The following is a 17,561-nucleotide window of genomic DNA, read 5'->3' as shown; positions in this document are numbered from 1 at the left end:
TGCCCTGCAGTATCTCCCGTGTTTCGGGCGTGTTACGTGGAGCCGGTTAGGCTTGATACGTGCCCGAAACGCCTGTCGACAACGTCTATCCCGGCGAGCGGCTGGGTCTTCCCGCCGACGGACCGGGGAGTATCGCCCCGCTGGGGCGTCGCGTCGGAGCGCTCTTCATCGATTACACGAGCGCCTACATCATCGCCATCGCGATCACGCTCGCCACGTCGGGGGACTACTCCGCGCCACCCCTGCTGATCCTGTCGATCTTCGCGGTTCTGCAGGTGCTGTTCATCCCCACGCTCGGCGGCAGCCCGGGGCACCGCCTGCTCGGCATGCGGGTGAACCTCGCCACCGGTGGCTGGCCGGGGCTGTGGCGTCCGATCGTGCGCACGCTGCTGCTGGTGATCGTCATCCCCGCCGCGATCTGGGACGCCGACCAGCGGGGTCTTCACGACAAGGCCGCCGGAACGGTGCTCGTCCGCGGGTGAGACCCCGACGCCCGCTCAGCGGGGACGGGGCGCGCGCACCTTGGTGGGGTCGATGCCCTTGGGGATCGGCAGCGACGTCACAGACTTCGACACCGAGTCCACGCGCTTGATGACGGCGGCCATGGTCGCCCGGTCGATCTTCTTCGGCAGCGCCTTGATGGTGGATGCCAGCTTCGAGATCGGCACCTCGTCCTCGCCGTGGCCGACGTAGAGCACGGTCACCGGCACGCCGGATGCCACGCGCTGCACCTTGGCGCGCTCGTCGGCGACCAGCCGCGTGAGGCGACCGCGAGACCCCTCACCGACGATGACCACACCGCCGCGACCGATCACTCGATACACCGCATCCTGGGTCTTGGGGTTCACGCCGACGGGCATCTCCGTGGCCTGCCACTTGCGACCGAGGCCGGTTGAGAGGATGTGACCCGCTGCACCCGGCATCCCGTCGAGCTTCTGGTACATCGCACGCGTCGACAGTCTCGTCATCGTGATCATCGCGCCGAGGAAACCGGCCATGAGACCGCTGAGGCCCCAGAGGATGACGCTCCAGACGGCGAAGGGCGGGATCAGGAATCCGACCAGGATGCCGAGCGCGATGCCCAGCACGATGATCCCGATCAGGACCCATCCGAGCCACGGATAGACGTTCTTGGTGAAGACGAACAGCGACTTGATCTGGGAGAAGAAACCCGGGCGCTTCTCTGGTGCGGGCGTGCGTGCGGCCATACCCTCCAGCCTACCTTTCGCCACCTCGTCTCCTGCACAGGACTGCGTCACGGCGATGCATCCCCGGATGCCGCCTCCAGCCGTCCCGCCGAGGGGACGCTCGCGCAGACTCGTCGCATGCACAGCGACGCACGCCTCGTCGGGTCGACGCCCCTCCCCGGAGGCGGGGCGGTGCTCCGCGTCGTGCGGGAGGGAGCACCCTGGCCGGGCACCATCGTGCGACACGACGACGGGCACAGCGCCCTGCATGTCGACGTTGACCTGCTCGAGGGCACCGCGGTGTGGCGCGCGGAGCCCGACGGCCACATCCTCGCGCCGAGCGAGGTCGTGCGCACCGCGTCCGGCCACGAGGCGGTGTTCGCGCTGTGTCACGGCAGGTTGGACCACGTGCTTCACGAACGACGAGAGGCGCAGGTCCCGCCTTCGGCAGGGGAGTGCGTGACCGTCGCGGTGAGCGTGCTGCGCGGCACCGACGAGGCCGGGCCGGGTGCGTGCGGCCAGTGGTGGGTGACCGATGAAGGCCGCCCCGTCCTCGCGTTGGGCGGCACGACCCCGGTCGCCGATGCCTCGCGCCACATCCTGGGTCTGATGTGCGCCGACGCCCAGGGCGGGCTCGCCGATGCTCTGCGGGCAGCGGGCGCTGCCCTCGAAGATCCGCTTCGAGACGCCCTCGAGCGCGCCGAGGACGCCCTGTTCGCGGCGGCGCAGGCGGCGCCGCTGCTGACCGCCCTTCCCGGACCAGCCCGAGCACTCACGGTCTCGGTCACGGCGCGACCCGGCGCGGGTGCGGGTGCGGGTGCAGCGTTGCGAGGCGCGGTGGAGCGCCACGTCGACAGCGAGGTCGCCGAGCAGGTCGCGCAGGCGGGCGAGGAATTGCGGCGAAGGTGGCGGCAGCGCCGGGAGCGGCGGGCGACACGACGCGCGGCACGGCCGGCCAGGCGCCCCGTCGGCAGGCCACCCGCGACCGCCGGCGTCTCCGCCGGCACGCGGGCGACGCGCATCAGGCCGATGCTGGCGGGATGCGTGGTCGCTGGCATCGTCCTGGCGGGCGGGTTGCTGTGGCCCTCGGATGACGGCCCCGCGACGGCGACGGCGCCTACGCCCGGGACGCGCGGCGCCCCGCTGTCGACAGACACCCCTTCGCAGGCCCCGACCCAGACCCCGACGCCGGCCGGCGATCCGGTCGCGGCCGCCGAGGCCCTGCTCGCCGCCGCCGCGGCGTGCGTCGACGACGCCTGCCTGAGCGCGCTGCGGGAGTCGCCGGGACGGCCTGCGATCGAGGGCGTGCTCGCACTGCCGCCCGCCGAGCGCCAGATCACGCTCGTCGACGACTACGGGGGAGTGGCGGTCCTGCGCGTGTCGGCGGAGGGGGTCGCCCCGGATCGCCTGCTGGTCATCGTCGACGCCGGCCACACATGGCTGATCCGCGACGCCTACGACGTCGCGGATCAGCTGTGAGAGGTGCCGGGGTCAGATTCCGAGGGAGCCCTCGAAGTCCGCCGCCTCCAGGCGTGCCTTGACCGCACCCAGGAAGCGCGCAGCGTCGGCGCCGTCGACGACACGGTGGTCGTACGACAGTGCGAGGTAGACGTAGGAGCGCACCGAGATGGCATCCTTTCCGTCCACCGACACGATGCCCGGGCGCTTCACGACGATGCCGGTACCCAGGATCGCCGTCTGCGGAAGGAACACCACCGGGGTGTCGAACAGCGCGCCGCGCGATCCGGTGTTGGTCAGCGTGAACGTGCCGCCGGCCAGCTCGTCGGGCTTCAGCTTGTTGTTGCGGGTGCGAGACGCGAGGTCGGCGATCTCGTGGGCGATCTGGGCGATGGTCTTGTCACCGGCGTCACGGAGAACCGGGGTGAGGAGTCCTCGCTCGGTGTCCACAGCGATCGAAAGGTTCTCGCTGGCGGGGTAGACGATCTTGTCGCCGTCCACCGTGGAGTTGATCACGGGGAACGCCTTGAGCGCCTCGGCCGCGGCCAGTGCGAAGAACGGCAGGAACGACAGCTTGTCGCCGGTCTTCTCCTGGAACGTGCCCTTCATCTTGTCGCGGTAGTTCGCCAGCTTGGTGACGTCGACCTCGACGACCGTCGTCAGCTGCGCCGTCTGCTGCATCGACGCGACGGCACGCTCGGCGAGCACCTTGCGCAGGCGCGACATCGGCTGGGTCGTGCCACGCAGCGGCGACACTTCCAGCGCCGGAGCCGCAGGAGCGGCGGGCGCCGCCGCTGCAGCGGGAGCGGACTCGGCCGGCTTGGCTGCAGCCTCGGCGGCGGCGAGCACGTCTTCCTTGCGGATGCGACCACCCACGCCGGTGCCCTTGACCGTGGACAGATCCACGCCCTGCTGCTGCGCCAGGCGACGCACGAGCGGGGTCACGTACGTGAGCGAGTCGTCGTCGGCAGCGACCGAGAGCGAAGGCGAGGTCGCCTGAGCCTGCTGCTGAGCCGGGGCAGCCTCGGCGGGAGCTGCCTGCGGAGCAGGAGCCTGCTGGGCGGGAGCCTCGGCGGCAGGAGCCTGCTGGGCGGGAGCCTCGGAAGCCTCGGGCGCCTGGGCCGGAGCCTCCTGCGCAGCCTCTGCGGCGGGCGCCGAGTCCTGCTGCGCCGGCGCCGCGGCCGGCGCGCCGGAGCCGATGCGGGCCAGGGCGGAACCGACCTCGACGGTCTCGTCCTCCTGGACCAGGATCTCGAGGAGGGTGCCGGCGTACGGCGACGGGATCTCGGTGTCGACCTTGTCGGTCGAGATCTCCATCAGCGGCTCGTCGACGGCGATTTCGTCGCCGACCTGCTTCAGCCAGCGGGTGACGGTGCCCTCGGTGACGCTCTCGCCGAGTTCGGGAAGAAGCACGTCCTTCGCGTCGGAGGTATCGGTGTCTGCCGCGGGGGCGGGCTGCTCAGCCGGGGCGGGCTGCTCGGCGGGCGCGGGCTGCTCGGCCGCGGGGGCCGCGGCGGGCGCGGTGGCCGCGGCGGCGGGGGTCTCTGCGGCGGGCGCCTCGGCGGCGGGTGCCGAAGCACCGGAACCGTCACCGATCTTCGCCAGCACCGCGCCGACCTCGACGGTGTCGTCCTCCTGCACGAGGATCTCTTCGATGACGCCGCTGACCGGCGAGGGGATCTCGGTGTCGACCTTGTCGGTGGAGATTTCCAGCAGACCCTCGTCCGCCTCTACCGTGTCCCCGACTTGCTTGAGCCAGCGGGTGACCGTTCCCTCGGTGACGCTCTCGCCGAGCGCGGGGAGGACCACGGAAGTGCTCATGAGCTTTGTCTCCTTCTGATGGCGAATTCTCGACCAGCTTAGTTGCCTGGGCGCTTTGGCGCGTCAGCGTGCGTGCAGCGGCTTGCCCGCGAGGGCCAGGAAGGCCTCGCCGAGCGCCTCGCTCTGGGTGGGATGCGCGTGAATGAAGGGCGCGATGTCCTCGGGGTGGGCTTCCCATCCCACCGCGAGCTGTCCTTCGGTGATGAGTTCCCCGACGCGGTCGCCGACCAGGTGCACGCCGATCACCGGTCCGTCAGCCAGGCGAACGACCTTCACGATGCCGGCCGTCCCGAGGATCTCGCTGCGGGCGTTGCCGGCGAGGTTGTACTCGTAGGTCACCACCGCGTCGCCGTGCGCCTCGCGCGCGGCGGCTTCGCTGAGACCGACGGATGCCACCTCGGGGCTGCTGTAGCTGACCCGAGGAACCTGGGAGTCGGGGACGATCACGGTGCTGAGTCCGGCGATGCGCTCGGCGACCGCGATGCCCTGTTGGAAGCTGCGGTGCGCCAGCTGCAGGCCCGCGACGATGTCGCCGACAGCCCAGATTCCGGGAACACCCGTGCGCAGCTGCTCGTCGACCACAACGAACCCGCGGTCAAGCGCGACGCCGGCATCCTCGAGCCCCAGTCCGTCCGTGACCGGGCCGCGGCCCACGGCCACCAGCAGGTAGTCCGCCTCGAGCTCGCTGCCGTCCTCGAGCCGAACCGTCACGCCATCGGGAGTCTGCGCCACGCCGGCGAAACGCACGCCCAGGCGTGATGCGATGCCGCGCTTGCGGAACGCCCGCTCGAGCGCCTTGCTCAGCGCGATGTCCTCAGTGGGCACGAGGTGATCCAGCGCCTCGACGATCGTCACCTCTGCACCGAACGAGCGCCAGACGCTGGCGAACTCGACGCCGATGACGCCGCCACCGAGGATCACCACGTGCGCCGGGACCTCGTCGAGCTCGAGCGCCTGCTCGCTGGTGAGGACCCGGCCGCCGATCTCGAGCCCCGGAAGGGTGCGGCTGTACGAGCCTGTGGCCAGCACGATGTCGCCGCCGCGGTAGAGGTCGTCGCCCACCTGCACGGCACGGTCGGCCGTCAGCCGGCCGGTGCCGGAGACGACCGTGATGCCGCGGGCGGCGACGAGCCCCTGCAGGCCCGCGAACTTCTTCGCCACGATGGCTTCCCGGTACGCGCGGACCCCGGCGACGTCGACTCCCTCGAGCGAGGCGCGCACACCCACCGCCGCGGCATGACGGGCCGAGTCGGCCACCTCGCCCGCGTGCAGCAGCGCCTTCGTGGGAACGCACCCCCGGTGCAGGCACGTGCCGCCGAGCTTGTCCTTCTCGATGAGCACGACGCTCTTGCCGAGCTCGGCCGCGCGCAGGGCGGCGGCGTACCCGCCGCTGCCGCCGCCGAGGATCACGACATCCGAGGTGTGCTCGGCCATCAGCGTCCTCCCGCGGCGACGAATTCGATGAGGCTGCGCACCGCGGCAGCGGTGGGTCCCTTGTCGGTCGCGCCGAAGGCGGCTCCCTTGTTCCATCCGGAGCCGGCGATGTCCAGGTGCACCCAGGGGATGCGCTCGGCATCAGGGGCGTCGGAGACGCGGCCGACGAACCGCTGCAGGAACAGCCCGGCGAACATCGTGCCGCCCGCGGAATCGCCGATCTTGGCGTTCTGCATGTCGGCGATGGGGGAGTCGAGCTCCTCTTCCATATGTGCGGGGAGCGGCAGGGGCCATGCATCCTCGCCGGCACGGGCGGCGGCGTCGAGGAACGCCTGCACCGCGGCATCCTCACCCATCACACCCGTGTGACGTGTCCCGAGCGCGACCATGACGGCGCCGGTGAGCGTGGCCACGTCGACGAGCACGTCGGGGTGCTCACGGCTGGCGGCCACCAGGCCGTCGGCCATCACCAGTCGGCCTTCGGCGTCGGTGTTGAGCACCTCGACCGTCGTGCCGTCGAGCATGCGCAGCACGTCGCCCGGGCGGGTCGCCTGACCCGAGGGCATGTTGTCGGCGATGCAGAGCCATCCCGACACCCGCACCGGCATCTTCAACGCGGCCGCGGCGCGGACGACGGCCAGCACGACGGCCGCACCGCACATGTCGTACTTCATCCCGACCATGCTGGCCGCGGGCTTCAGCGACAGCCCGCCACTGTCGAAGGTGATTCCCTTGCCCACGAGGGCAACGTGACGATCGGCGCCCTCGGGGGCGTAGTCCAGACGCACGACACGCGGGGGCCGCGCGGAACCCTGGCCGACACCGAGGATGCCGCCGAAACCCTGCTCCTGCAGCTGCTTCTCGTCGAGCACGGTGACGGTGACGGGGAGTTCCGCCACCGATTCGACGGCGCTGTCCGCGAGCTGCGCGGGCGACTGCCACTCCGCCGGGGTGTTCACGAGGTCCTTCACCAGCGCGGCGGCTTCGCCGATGGCGGTCACCTCGGCGAGATCGGCCTCGGTCAGCGCCTGCGAGGTGTGCACGATCACGCGGGTGGCGCGCCGCTTTCCGGGGTCGCTCTTGTATCCGTCGAACTGGTAACCGCCCAGCACCGCGCCTTCGGCCGCGGCGCGCCACAGCTCCGCCGCCGCGAGCGGCGCGGCGACAGCCAGCGTCTCGTATCCGGTGGTGGTGCGCAGCACCGCGCCGACCGCGTCGCGCACGTCAGCGGCATCCGGGGCGTCGCCCGTGCCGACAACGATCAGCGGAAGGGCCGAGACCTCGGGGAGGAACACGCGCTGCTGAGCGCCCGCGGCGCCGGTGAAGGCGAAGGCGGCGAGGGCGGATGCCAGGCCGGGCCATGCGTCAAGCGCATCGCCGGCGGCATCCAGCGGAGGAAGCGCGAGGACGAGGGCATCTGCCTGCGCCTCGGTCAGCGGAAGGGTGCTGTGTGCGAGCTCAGGGAAAGGCATTTCACCATCCTAGGTCGGCCGTGTTCGCTGTCAGCGGGCGTCACGACAGCCATGGGGCCACGCGCGGATCGTAAAGTTGGGGCATGCCTTATCCCGGACCCCTCTATGAGCGTGTCGCTTCCGCGCCGCCGGTCCCCGCCGGGCTCCCCATGATCATCGCGATGACCGGCTTCACCGACGCCGGGGGCGCCGTGGCACAAGTCCTCCAGCATTTCCGCGACGACCTCGAGCCGTCGCCGGTCATCACCTTCTCCAACGACGCCCTGCTGGACTACCGGGCGCGGCGCCCGATCGTGTCGTTCCAGGCCGACCACCTCACCGACTACCGGCCGCAGCGGCTCGAGCTCTCGCTTGCGCATGACGCAGTCGGTCAGCCCTTCGTGCTGCTCTCCGGCTACGAGCCGGACTTCGGGTGGGAAGCATTCTCCGAGACCGTGCTCGGTCTGGCCGAGGGCCTCGAGGTCTCGACCGTCACCTGGGTGCACGCCATTCCCATGCCTGTGCCGCACACCCGCCCGATCGGCACGACCGTCAGCGGGACCCGCTCCGACCTGACCGAGGCCCATTCGGTGTGGCAGCCCCACACGCAGGTTCCCGCCACCATCGGCCACCTGCTGGAGTACCGGTTCGCGCAGTCGGGCACACGGGTCGCGGGCTTCGTGCTCCTTGTTCCGCATTACCTCGCCGACACCGAGTACCCGGCCGCGGCGCTGGCGGCCCTCGACAGCCTGACCGTTGCGACCGGCCTCGTCTTCGACGGCGACGAGCTGCGCGAAGACAACCGCGAGTTCGTCGAGAAGGTCACCGAGCAGGTGTCGGGCAGCGACGAACTGAGCCGCATGCTGCAGGGACTGGAAGAGCGCTACGACTCCTATATGGCAGGATCCAACCTCGGCCAGCCCATCATCCACACCGGCGACCTCCCCAGCGCCGATGAGCTCGCCGCAGAGCTGGAGCGCTTTCTGGCGAGCCGGCCCCGGGGCGACGACGACAAGCGGGGCGGCGGGGGACTGGGCTGACAAGCCTGGGAATGCCGGAGGGACACTCAGCGTTATCTCAGGTGCGCGTCGTCAGGACGCGCGCACAACGTATGAGAGAATGGGCAATCTGACCCGTTGTCGACTGGTCGTGGCTCCGCCCGCGGAGGCTCGACGGACTTGACAAGGGTCTTAATAGTGTCCGAGAACCAACCGGCGAATGTTCGTCGGTGAAAGGCGAACCGTGACGTCAGGCACGAAGACAACCACGCGCTCCCGCGCCACCGCGGAGACCGCGGCCGCTGAGCCCGAGACCGACGAGACGACGACGTCCCCGGCAACGAAGGCACCCGCCAAGAAGACCGCCGCAGTCAAGAAGCCGGCGGCCAAGAAGGCGCCCGCGAAGAAGGCACCCGCGAAGAAGGCGGCCACCTCGAAGGCCAAGTCCGACGAGGAAGACATCGACGAAGAGGAGATCGTCGACGTCGACCTCGACGTCGACGTCGACGCATCGGATGCCGACGACGACGCGCCTGCCACCCCGGCTCGCACCAAGGCCAAGCCGGGCGACGAGGCGGCATCCGACGACGATGACGACGATGACGACGACAAGAAGAAGCCGGCCTTCAGTGAGCCGCTTCCGACGGGCGCGATCGTCATCTCCTCGAGCGATGAGGACGACGTCCCCGTCTACTCGACGCAGATCACCGGCGCGACCGCCGACCCGGTCAAGGACTACCTGAAGCAGATCGGCAAGGTGCCGCTGCTGAACGCGGCCGAAGAGGTCGAGCTCGCGATGCGCATCGAGGCGGGACTGTTCGCCGAAGAGAAGCTGTCGCACATGTCGGCTTCGGAGAAGTCGTCGCAGCTGGGCCTGGACCTGCAGTGGGTCGCCCGCGACGGCCACCGCGCCAAGAGCCACCTGCTGGGCGCCAACCTGCGCCTGGTCGTCTCGCTCGCCAAGCGCTACACCGGTCGTGGCATGCAGTTCCTGGACCTCATCCAGGAGGGCAACCTGGGCCTCATCCGCGCGGTCGAGAAGTTCGACTACACCAAGGGCTTCAAGTTCTCGACGTACGCCACCTGGTGGATCCGTCAGGCGATCACCCGCGCCATGGCCGACCAGGCCCGCACCATCCGCATTCCGGTGCACATGGTCGAGGTCATCAACAAGCTGGCCCGCGTGCAGCGGCAGATGCTGCAGGACCTGGGTCGCGAGCCCACGCCCGAGGAGCTCAGCCGTGAGCTGGACATGACGCCTGAGAAGGTCGTCGAGGTTCAGAAGTACGGCCGTGAGCCCATCTCGCTGCACACCCCGCTCGGCGAGGACGGCGACAGCGAGTTCGGCGACCTGATCGAAGACACCGAGGCGGTCGTGCCGGCCGACGCGGTGGGCTTCACCATGCTCCAGCGCCAGCTCGAGTCGCTGCTGGACTCGCTCTCGGAGCGCGAGGCCGGTGTCATCCGCATGCGCTTCGGCCTGGGCGACGGCCAGCCGAAGACCCTCGACCAGATCGGCGACACCTTCGGTGTGACCCGCGAGCGGATCCGCCAGATCGAGTCGAAGACGATGGCGAAGCTGCGGCATCCGTCGCGTTCGCAGTCGCTGCGGGACTACCTCGAGTGATGGGCGAGGTTCCGATGTCGGCCGTGCCCAACGATGGCAAGGCCCTGACCGTGACGGTGGACGGCGCCACGTTCGAGCGGATTCCGATCCGCACGCGCGTGGTCATGCCCGAGGACGATCTCGACGCATTCATCCGCGAGTATGCGGCGGACGTCGTGCAGCCGGGCGACCTGCTGTTCGTGACGGAGAAGATCGTCGCGATCACGCAGGGCCGGTCGTACCCGATCGACTCGGTGCAGCCCCGCAAGCTGGCGACGTTCCTGTCGAAGTACGTCACGAAGACCTCATACGGCATCGGCCTCGGCATGCCCGAGACGATGGAGATGGCGCTACGGGAGTGCGGCACGCCGCGCATCCTGTTCGCCGCCGCCGTCGCCGCGGTCACGAAGGCGTTCGGTCGCAAGGGCGACTTCTACCGCATCGCCGGCGACAAGGCGCGCGCCATCGACGGCCCGACCAGCGGCACGATCCCGCCGTACAACAAGGCTGTCGTGCTCGGGCCCGAGCGTCCGCGTGAGGTTGCCGCCCACCTGCAGCAGCTGCTGGGTGGCGGCTTCGACGTCGCCGTGGTCGACATCAACGACATCGGCGGCAACATCCTCGGCTCGACGCTGGACAAGGGCAGGGAGGCGCTTCTCGTGCGCATCCTCCGCGACAACCCGCTGGGCCAGGGCCACCAGTCCACGCCGCTCGGGATCGTCCGCCCCTCCTGACGCCGACGCCGACGCCGACGCCGACGCCGACGCCGACGCCGAGTGAGTATTCGGCACATCGAGTGAGTATTCGACCCCGCGAGTGAGCACTCGCGGGGTCGTTTGCGTCGGCCGAGTGAGTATTCGTCCCCTCCGTCGTGGCGGATGCTCACTCGGGTTCGGTCGCACGGTGGACGCGTCCTCAACGGCATCCATTCGACGCCCGCCGGACATTCGCCGTGTTGCAGGCGCGGCTCAGACACCGCGAATACTCACTCGGCAACGCGAATACTCACTCGGCAGCAAGTCAGAAGCCCATCGCGGCACGGTAACGGGGGAGGTGCCCGTGACGGATGCCCGTCGCGGTCGGCTTGTTCTCGAACACGCCCGCACCCCAGTTGCCCTCGACCAGCAGCGGCCGCTCCGGCCCGACGACGATGTCCCAGCCGACGTAGCGCACCTGCGGCACCACGAGGGCGACGTCCGTGACCAGCTCGCGCACCTGATCCATCAGCGGCAGCTGGAAATCCGCGATGCGGTAGCCGGTCTCGGGGTGCGTCTCGTACAGGTGCCCATGGACGTCATAGCCCTTGCCGAGCGCGTGCCCGTTCTCGTCGAGCACCGTGTAGAAGCCGCCGAACGACCCCTGGTCGCTCACCTGCCCACGCCCGAACTTCTGCGCCATGTTGATGATCTCGACAGTGCCGTCGTCCTTCACGAACGTCGTCACCCGCGTGGTGTTGACGGTGCCGGGGCACGTTGCCGCGATGTCAGGGTGCTGCTCGATGTTCTCCTCGATCAGCACCTCGCCGCGCGAGATCAGGTCGCTGTGGAAGGCCGCCCAGTCCTCGACCTCCGAGGCCAGGTACCGACGCACGCCCAGCCCGGACTTGCTGACCGGCACCTTGGCGATGAGCACGGGATGCCGCTGCGCGAAAGCCTCGAGTTCGGCCGCGTTGCCGGCGGTCAGCTCGAGCCACTCCCGACCGAGGAACCGGTCGAAGTCACGGTTGAAATCGATCTTGTTGTGGAACCGGTGCACGTGCGCGGGGTCGTCATACCGGTTGGAGAGCTCCAGCGCGAGCGGACTGGTCACCCAGGTGGCGCGCTCGGCGCGTGTGAGGATCGCGAAGTCGAACTCCAGATAGTCGTTGAACCCGACACGGTGGCGGGCGGCCGACCAGAGCATGTCGGCGAGGACGACGGGGTATCGCTTGCCGTGCACCTTCGCGGTGAAGCGTGCCCGGTCGGTCACCGACGCGACGTCGATACGACGGGCGCGCTCGAGCAGAACGCGGAAACGGTGTTGAAGCGCGAGGCCACGCGAGGCCATGAAAGTCCTCCCCGGACGAAAAAGCGGTGCCCCGCCAGTCTAGGCGGGGCACCGCAACAGGCCGTGACGGCCCTGGGTCAGTGGGACTCGATCAGCCGCGCCGTCTCGTCGTGCCAGCTCGTGGCGACGGCACGCAGCTTCTCTTCGTACTTGCGCCCGTGGTGAGCGCAGAAGAGCAGTTCGCTGCCGTTCACCTCTGCGGCGATGTACGCCTGCGCTCCGCAGGAATCGCATCGGTCGGCCGCGGTCAGGCGGTAGTCGAGGACGGCGGTCTGGTGGTCGTGTGTTGAGGTCATGCTCATCTCGGTGCCTCCTCGGGATGTCGCGCTGCTGTCGGTCTCCACATACAACCACGCAGACCTCCGAATCATGCCCCGCGGCAGGGACATTTCGCTCAGCGCGTACGCCCGCGACCGCGCCGGGCGTGTCAGTCTGCTGTCGGCCGAGTGTGTCGAGGGCCTGCTGTCGGCCGCCCCGGATAATCTTGAGGATTGTGACTTCCGAGTACTCCGCCCATCATCTCCAGGTATTGGAAGGCCTCGAGGCCGTACGCAAGCGGCCCGGCATGTACATCGGCTCGACCGACTCGCGCGGCCTCATGCACTGCCTCTGGGAGATCATCGACAACTCCGTCGACGAGGCCCTCGGCGGGCACGGCGACCGCATCGACATCGTCCTTCACTCCGACGGCAGCGTCGAGGTGCGTGACCGCGCACGCGGCATCCCGGTCGACATCGAGCCGCGGACCGGGCTGTCCGGTGTTGAGGTCGTCTTCACGAAGCTGCACGCCGGCGGCAAGTTCGGCGGCGGCTCTTACGCGGCATCCGGTGGCCTTCATGGTGTCGGCGCTTCGGTCGTCAATGCCCTGTCCGAACGCCTGGACGTCGAGGTGGATCGCGGCGGCAAGACGTGGGCGATGTCGTTCCACCGTGGAGAGCCGGGCAACTTCGCCGGCCCGACCCCCGACTCCCCGTTCAGCCCCTTCGAACGCGCCAGCGAACTGCGGTTGGCCGGCAAGACCCGCAAGGGCGTCACCGGAACGCGCATCCGCTACTGGGCCGATCGGCAGATCTTCACGAAGGATGCCGCGTTCATCCTCGACGAGCTCGTGCAGCGCGCCCGTCAGACCGCCTTCCTCGTGCCCGGCCTCGAGATCGTCATCCGTGACGAGCGCGGCACCGCGCGCGGCGAAGAGGCGGTCGAGACCAGCTACCGGTTCGACGGCGGCATCTCGGAGTTCGCCGAGTTCCTCGCCCCCGACGCCGCCATCACCGACGTATGGCGCCTCACCGGCACCGGAACCTTCACCGAGACGGTGCCCGTGCTGCAGCCGACGGGCGCGATGGTCCCCACCGATGTCGAGCGTGAGTGCGTGGTCGACATCGCGCTGCGCTGGGGCACGGGCTACGACACCGTGACGCGCTCGTTCGTGAACATCATCGCAACCCCCAAGGGCGGAACCCACCAGCAGGGATTCGAGCAGGGCCTCATGAAGGTGCTGCGCGCCCAGGTCGAGCAGAACGCCCGGCGCCTGAAGGTCGGCAACGACAAGCTCGAGAAGGACGACATCCTCGCCGGGCTCACGACCGTGCTGACCGTGCGGCTGGCCGAGCCGCAGTTCGAGGGCCAGACCAAGGAGATCCTGGGCACCCCGGCGGTGCGCCAGATCGTCGCGAACGTCGTCACGCGCGAGCTGACGTCGCGCTTCACCTCCACCAAGCGCGACGACAAGACGCAGGCCGCCCTGGTGCTCGACAAGGTCGTCTCGGAGATGAAGGCGCGCATCTCCGCGCGCACCCACAAAGAGACCCAGCGGCGCAAGAACGCCCTGGAATCCTCCTCCCTCCCCGCAAAGCTCGCCGATTGCCGCACGAACGACGTCGCGCAGTCCGAGCTGTTCATCGTGGAGGGTGACTCGGCCCTGGGGACGGCCAAGCTGGCCCGCAACAGCGAGTACCAGGCGCTTCTGCCGATCCGAGGCAAGATCCTCAACGTGCAGAAGGCCTCGGTGAGCGACATGCTCTCCAACGCCGAGTGCGCCGCGATCATCCAGGTGATCGGCGCCGGGTCGGGCCGCTCGTTCGACCTCAGCACGGCCCGCTACGGCAAGATCATCCTGATGAGCGACGCCGACGTCGATGGCGCGCACATCCGAACGCTGCTGCTGACGCTCTTCTTCCGGTACATGCGCCCGCTGATCGAAGAGGGCCACGTGTACGCGGCCGTGCCTCCGCTGCACCGCGTCATCGTGGTGAACCCCGGCTCCAAGCCCAATGAGACGATCTACACCTACAGCGAGGCGGAGCTGCACGCCCTGCTTGCCAAGCTCACCAAGGCGGGCAAGCGCTGGCAGGAACCGATCCAGCGGTACAAGGGTCTGGGTGAGATGGATGCCGATCAGCTCGCGACCACCACGATGGACCGGGCCGGGCGGACGCTGCGCCGCGTGCGCCTGCAGGATGCCGACGCCGCCAACTCGGTGTTCGAGCTGCTGATGGGAAGCGACGTGGCACCCCGGCGTGAGTTCATCGTCGAATCCAGCGACCGGCTCGGCCGCGAGCGCATCGACGCCTGATCCCTTTGGTCGGTGAGCGAGCGCAGCGAGACGAAACGACCCGCTCGCAGGAGCCACCGATCAATAAGGTGGGCAGATGACCCTGAGCCACCCGCGCGTCATCCCCGTCCGCAAGGGGCATGTGCGGCCCACCGGATCCTGGCTCTACGTCTGGATCGACGTCAACACCGGCGCAGTCGCCTACGTCGGCGGTACGGGCTTCGATCCCGAGTTGCGGGCGCATCTGCACCTCGCGAGTGAGGATCCTCAACTCGGACGAGTGCGGGCGAGCGTCCCTCAGTACGACGATCGGGACTTCGACGTGCTCGCGTTCGAACTGCCGGAGGGTATCGACCGGCGGGCGGCGAAACGTGCTCTGATTGCGCGGCTGTCCGCGGTTGACGGTGAAGCGGATGGCCTGCGGCATGTCACCGATCCGGTCATCCAGTCACTGAACACCCACCGCACCACCGGTAGGTGAGCGAGCGCAGCTGCGCTCCCTCGCTCAGCGACCGTCAGGAGATGACGGTGCCGACGGCGCCGATGACGTCTTCCAGCGGCTGACCCGAGGCGTCGCGCTTCGCGCCCGGCGCGGCGAGCGTGCGCACGGCGCCGTCCGGACCGACCGCACGCGGCTCGACGCCCACCCACGCGAGCGAGAGGGTGTCTTCGCCCTTCAGGAAGCGCTGAGCCCGCACACCGCCAGTGGAGCGCCCCTTCGTCGGGTACTCCGACAGGGCGGAGACCTTGCCGCTGCCGGCATCCGTTCCCGTCAGGGTCTGCGAGGTGTCGGCGATCGTCACCACGACCGCCTCGTCCTCGGCGCCCGCGTCGACCACGCCGAAGAAGATCACGTGCTGCCCATCGGCGAGGCGGATGCCGGCCATGCCGCCGGCCGACCGACCCTGGGGGCGCACCGCGGTCGCTTCGAAGCGCAGCAGCTGCGCATCGGTGGTGACGAAGACGAGCTGGGAGTCGTCGGGGGCGACTGCCGCGCCCACCACGCGGTCGCCGGGCTTGAGCGCAATGATCTCGACATCGTGCTTGTTGCCGATCTCGCTGGCGGCGACGCGCTTGACCACGCCCTGCGCCGTGCCGAGCGCGATCGGCGGGTCCTCCGACAGCGGCACGATCGCGAGGACATGCTCGCCGCCGCTGAGGCCGAGGTACTGGTCGGCCCGGGTGCCGGCCGCCAGCTGCACCGAGTTGCCCGGCACTGAGGGCAGGTCGACGGGGGAGAAGCGCACGAGGCGTCCCGCGCTGGTCACGGCGCCGAGGTCGCCGCGCGTGGTGGTGTCCACGCTGCAGCGGACCGCGTCGTGCTTGCTGCGGCGCGCCGGCGGCACGATGCCGGTTCCGCCGTCGCCGTCCACGTCGCTGCGCAGGTCGGCGCGGACCATGCGCCCGGTGGCCGAGAGGAAGACGCGGCAGGGCGCGTCGGCGATCTGCAGATCGGCCGGAGCGGCGGCGCGCGAGCGGGCCGACACCGGCGGACCGCCGTTGAGCAGCAGCGTGCGCCGCGGCGTGCCGAAGGTCTCGGCCGCGGCGTCGAGCTCGCGGGCCACCTGCGCGCGCAGCAGCACCTCGCTGGCCAGCAGCTCCTCGAGGTGGGCGATCTCGGCCTTGAGCTGATCGCGCTCGGCCTCGAGCTCCACGCGCGAGAACTTGGTGAGCCGACGCAGCCGCAGCTCGAGGATGTACTCCGCCTGCGCCTGCGACAGGTCGAACACGTCCATGAGGCGTGTGCGGGCCTGGTCGCTGTCATCGGAGGCACGGATGACCTGGATGACCTCGTCGATGTCGAGGATCGCGATGAGCAGACCCTCCACCAGGTGGAGCCGGTCCTGTCGGCGCGCCAGCCGATACCGGCTGCGGCGCGTGACGACCTGCAGACGGTGCTGCAGGTATACCTGCAGCAGCTCCTTCAGCCCGAGCGTCTGCGGCTGACCCTCCACGAGGGCGACGTTGTTGATGCCGAACGAGTCCTCGAGCGGTGTGAGCCGGTAGAGCTGGGTGAGCACGGCCTGCGGGTCGAAGCCGGTCTTGATGCCGATGACCAGACGCAGGCCGTTGTTGCGGTCGGTGAAGTCGGCGACGTCGGAGATGCCGGTGAGCTTCTTGGACGTCACAGCGTCCTTGATCTTCTCGATCACCCGCTCCGGCCCGACCATGTAAGGCAGCTCGGTCACGACCAGACCGGTGCGCCGCGGCCCCAGGGACTCGATCGAGACCTTCGCGCGGGTGCGGAAGGTGCCGCGGCCAGTGGCGTAGGCATCCTTCACCCCGTCGAGACCGACGATCACGCCACCGCCGGGCAGGTCCGGCCCCGGAACGAACTCCATGAGCTCTTCGAGCGTGGCCTCGGGGTTGTCGAGCAGATGCACGGCCGCGCCGACCACCTCGATGAGGTTGTGCGGTGCCATGTTGGTGGCCATGCCGACGGCGATGCCGGTGGTGCCGTTGACGAGCAGGTTCGGGAACGCGGCGGCGAGGACTTCGGGCTGCTGGAACTGCCCGTCGTAGTTCGGCACGAAGTCCACGACGTCTTCGTCGAGGCTCTCGGTCAGCGCCAGCGCCGACGGCGCGAGGCGGGCTTCGGTGTAGCGCGCGGCAGCCGGGCCGTCGTCGAGTGATCCGAAGTTGCCGTGTCCGTCGACGAGGGGCACGCGCAGTGCGAACGGCTGCGCCAGGCGCACCAGCGCGTCGTAGATCGCGGTGTCGCCGTGGGGATGGAGCTTTCCCATCACCTCGCCGACGACACGGGCGCTCTTGACGTGTCCACGGTCTGGCCGCAGGCCCATCTCGGCCATCTGGTACAGAATGCGCCGCTGCACGGGCTTGAGCCCATCGCGGGCATCGGGCAGCGCGCGCGAGTAGATGACGGAGTAGGCGTACTCCAGGAACGAGCCCTGCATCTCGGTGGAGACGTCCACGTCCTCGATGCGCTCGACGAGGGCGGCGGCGGGGGCGGGGGCTTTGCGCGATGCGGCCATGTACGGTGTTGCG

General features: G+C 69.5%; 14 protein-coding genes. 7 read left to right on the top strand and 7 right to left on the bottom strand.

The window, feature by feature from the left end:
- Positions 1-59 precede the first annotated feature (59 nt).
- Positions 60-482 carry an RDD family protein gene (locus QNO21_RS06205; RefSeq protein WP_257518912.1) on the top strand — a complete coding sequence of 141 codons (423 nt, stop codon included), beginning with the start codon at positions 60-62 and terminating at the stop codon, positions 480-482.
- A gap of 15 nt (positions 483-497) precedes the next feature.
- Here QNO21_RS06205 and QNO21_RS06200 read toward each other — a convergent pair whose 3' ends face one another.
- Positions 498-1,208, bottom strand: coding sequence for a DUF4191 domain-containing protein (locus QNO21_RS06200; RefSeq protein ID WP_257517166.1), 711 nt, complete (start codon positions 1,206-1,208; stop codon positions 498-500).
- Positions 1,209-1,325: 117 nt separating this feature from the next.
- On the opposite strand from QNO21_RS06200, the gene QNO21_RS06195 reads away from it, so the two are divergent.
- The gene (locus tag QNO21_RS06195) at positions 1,326-2,666 is read left to right on the top strand and encodes a hypothetical protein (protein ID WP_257518911.1); all 1,341 of its coding nucleotides are present in this window, start codon (positions 1,326-1,328) and stop codon (positions 2,664-2,666) included.
- 12 nt (positions 2,667-2,678) lie between these two features.
- Here the strand turns inward: QNO21_RS06195 and sucB are convergent, their stop codons facing one another.
- From sucB to QNO21_RS06180, 3 genes are all read right to left on the bottom strand, one after another.
- Complete coding sequence (gene sucB, locus QNO21_RS06190) at positions 2,679-4,466, bottom strand: 2-oxoglutarate dehydrogenase, E2 component, dihydrolipoamide succinyltransferase (RefSeq protein ID WP_257518910.1); 1,788 nt, start codon at positions 4,464-4,466, stop codon at positions 2,679-2,681.
- Between the two features lie 63 nt (positions 4,467-4,529).
- Entirely contained in the window at positions 4,530-5,900 is a 1,371-nt protein-coding gene (lpdA, locus tag QNO21_RS06185) for a dihydrolipoyl dehydrogenase (RefSeq protein ID WP_257518909.1), read from the bottom strand.
- Positions 5,900-7,372, bottom strand: coding sequence for a leucyl aminopeptidase (locus tag QNO21_RS06180; protein WP_257518908.1), 1,473 nt, complete (start codon positions 7,370-7,372; stop codon positions 5,900-5,902). The genes lpdA and QNO21_RS06180 overlap by 1 nt, the downstream gene beginning before the upstream one ends.
- 83 nt (positions 7,373-7,455) lie before the next feature.
- Between QNO21_RS06180 and QNO21_RS06175 the strand changes: the two genes are divergently transcribed.
- The 3 genes from QNO21_RS06175 (at position 7,456) to QNO21_RS06165 (ending at position 10,689) form a co-directional block, all read left to right on the top strand.
- The gene (locus QNO21_RS06175) at positions 7,456-8,391 is read left to right on the top strand and encodes a proteasome assembly chaperone family protein (protein ID WP_257516705.1); all 936 of its coding nucleotides are present in this window, start codon (positions 7,456-7,458) and stop codon (positions 8,389-8,391) included.
- Positions 8,392-8,593: 202 nt separating this feature from the next.
- The gene (locus QNO21_RS06170; protein WP_257518907.1) at positions 8,594-9,976 is read left to right on the top strand and encodes an RNA polymerase sigma factor; all 1,383 of its coding nucleotides are present in this window, start codon (positions 8,594-8,596) and stop codon (positions 9,974-9,976) included.
- Positions 9,977-9,990: 14 nt separating this feature from the next.
- Entirely contained in the window at positions 9,991-10,689 is a 699-nt protein-coding gene (locus QNO21_RS06165) for a coenzyme F420-0:L-glutamate ligase (RefSeq protein ID WP_257518950.1), read from the top strand.
- A gap of 286 nt (positions 10,690-10,975) precedes the next feature.
- Here the strand turns inward: QNO21_RS06165 and QNO21_RS06160 are convergent, their stop codons facing one another.
- Together QNO21_RS06160 and QNO21_RS06155 are read right to left on the bottom strand one after the other, a co-directional pair.
- Positions 10,976-12,001 carry a sugar-transfer associated ATP-grasp domain-containing protein gene (locus QNO21_RS06160; RefSeq protein WP_257516875.1) on the bottom strand — a complete coding sequence of 342 codons (1,026 nt, stop codon included), beginning with the start codon at positions 11,999-12,001 and terminating at the stop codon, positions 10,976-10,978.
- A gap of 77 nt (positions 12,002-12,078) precedes the next feature.
- Positions 12,079-12,303, bottom strand: coding sequence for a DUF7455 domain-containing protein (locus QNO21_RS06155; RefSeq protein ID WP_374113686.1), 225 nt, complete (start codon positions 12,301-12,303; stop codon positions 12,079-12,081).
- 188 nt (positions 12,304-12,491) lie between these two features.
- Here QNO21_RS06155 and QNO21_RS06150 point away from each other — a divergent pair, with 188 nt between their 5' ends.
- Together QNO21_RS06150 and QNO21_RS06145 are read left to right on the top strand one after the other, a co-directional pair.
- The gene (locus tag QNO21_RS06150; protein ID WP_257518949.1) at positions 12,492-14,576 is read left to right on the top strand and encodes a DNA gyrase/topoisomerase IV subunit B; all 2,085 of its coding nucleotides are present in this window, start codon (positions 12,492-12,494) and stop codon (positions 14,574-14,576) included.
- 76 nt (positions 14,577-14,652) lie between these two features.
- The gene (locus QNO21_RS06145) at positions 14,653-15,036 is read left to right on the top strand and encodes a hypothetical protein (RefSeq protein ID WP_257518906.1); all 384 of its coding nucleotides are present in this window, start codon (positions 14,653-14,655) and stop codon (positions 15,034-15,036) included.
- A 34-nt stretch (positions 15,037-15,070) separates the two neighbouring features.
- Here the strand turns inward: QNO21_RS06145 and QNO21_RS06140 are convergent, their stop codons facing one another.
- Positions 15,071-17,548 carry a DNA gyrase/topoisomerase IV subunit A gene (locus tag QNO21_RS06140; protein WP_257518905.1) on the bottom strand — a complete coding sequence of 826 codons (2,478 nt, stop codon included), beginning with the start codon at positions 17,546-17,548 and terminating at the stop codon, positions 15,071-15,073.
- Positions 17,549-17,561 lie beyond the last annotated feature (13 nt).

Origin of the sequence: Microbacterium sp. zg-Y818, assembly GCF_030246905.1 — a bacterium.
Lineage (GTDB): Bacteria > Actinomycetota > Actinomycetes > Actinomycetales > Microbacteriaceae > Microbacterium.
The sequence above is the reverse complement of the archived record's forward strand: the minus strand, read 5'-3'. Positions and strand labels throughout refer to the sequence as shown.

Bases quoted from the DNA above. Each gene is read 5' to 3' on its own strand.
- QNO21_RS06200 (WP_257517166.1), bottom strand. From the start codon at position 1,208: ATGGCCGCACGCACGCCCGCACCAGAGAAGCGCCCGGGTTTCTTCTCC.
- QNO21_RS06195 (WP_257518911.1), top strand. From the start codon at position 1,326: ATGCACAGCGACGCACGCCTCGTCGGGTCGACGCCCCTCCCCGGAGGC.
- sucB (WP_257518910.1), bottom strand. From the start codon at position 4,466: ATGAGCACTTCCGTGGTCCTCCCCGCGCTCGGCGAGAGCGTCACCGAG.
- lpdA (WP_257518909.1), bottom strand. From the start codon at position 5,900: ATGGCCGAGCACACCTCGGATGTCGTGATCCTCGGCGGCGGCAGCGGC.
- QNO21_RS06180 (WP_257518908.1), bottom strand. From the start codon at position 7,372: ATGCCTTTCCCTGAGCTCGCACACAGCACCCTTCCGCTGACCGAGGCG.
- QNO21_RS06175 (WP_257516705.1), top strand. From the start codon at position 7,456: ATGCCTTATCCCGGACCCCTCTATGAGCGTGTCGCTTCCGCGCCGCCG.
- QNO21_RS06165 (WP_257518950.1), top strand. From the start codon at position 9,991: ATGTCGGCCGTGCCCAACGATGGCAAGGCCCTGACCGTGACGGTGGAC.
- QNO21_RS06160 (WP_257516875.1), bottom strand. From the start codon at position 12,001: ATGGCCTCGCGTGGCCTCGCGCTTCAACACCGTTTCCGCGTTCTGCTC.
- QNO21_RS06155 (WP_374113686.1), bottom strand. From the start codon at position 12,303: ATGAGCATGACCTCAACACACGACCACCAGACCGCCGTCCTCGACTAC.
- QNO21_RS06145 (WP_257518906.1), top strand. From the start codon at position 14,653: ATGACCCTGAGCCACCCGCGCGTCATCCCCGTCCGCAAGGGGCATGTG.
- QNO21_RS06140 (WP_257518905.1), bottom strand. From the start codon at position 17,548: ATGGCCGCATCGCGCAAAGCCCCCGCCCCCGCCGCCGCCCTCGTCGAG.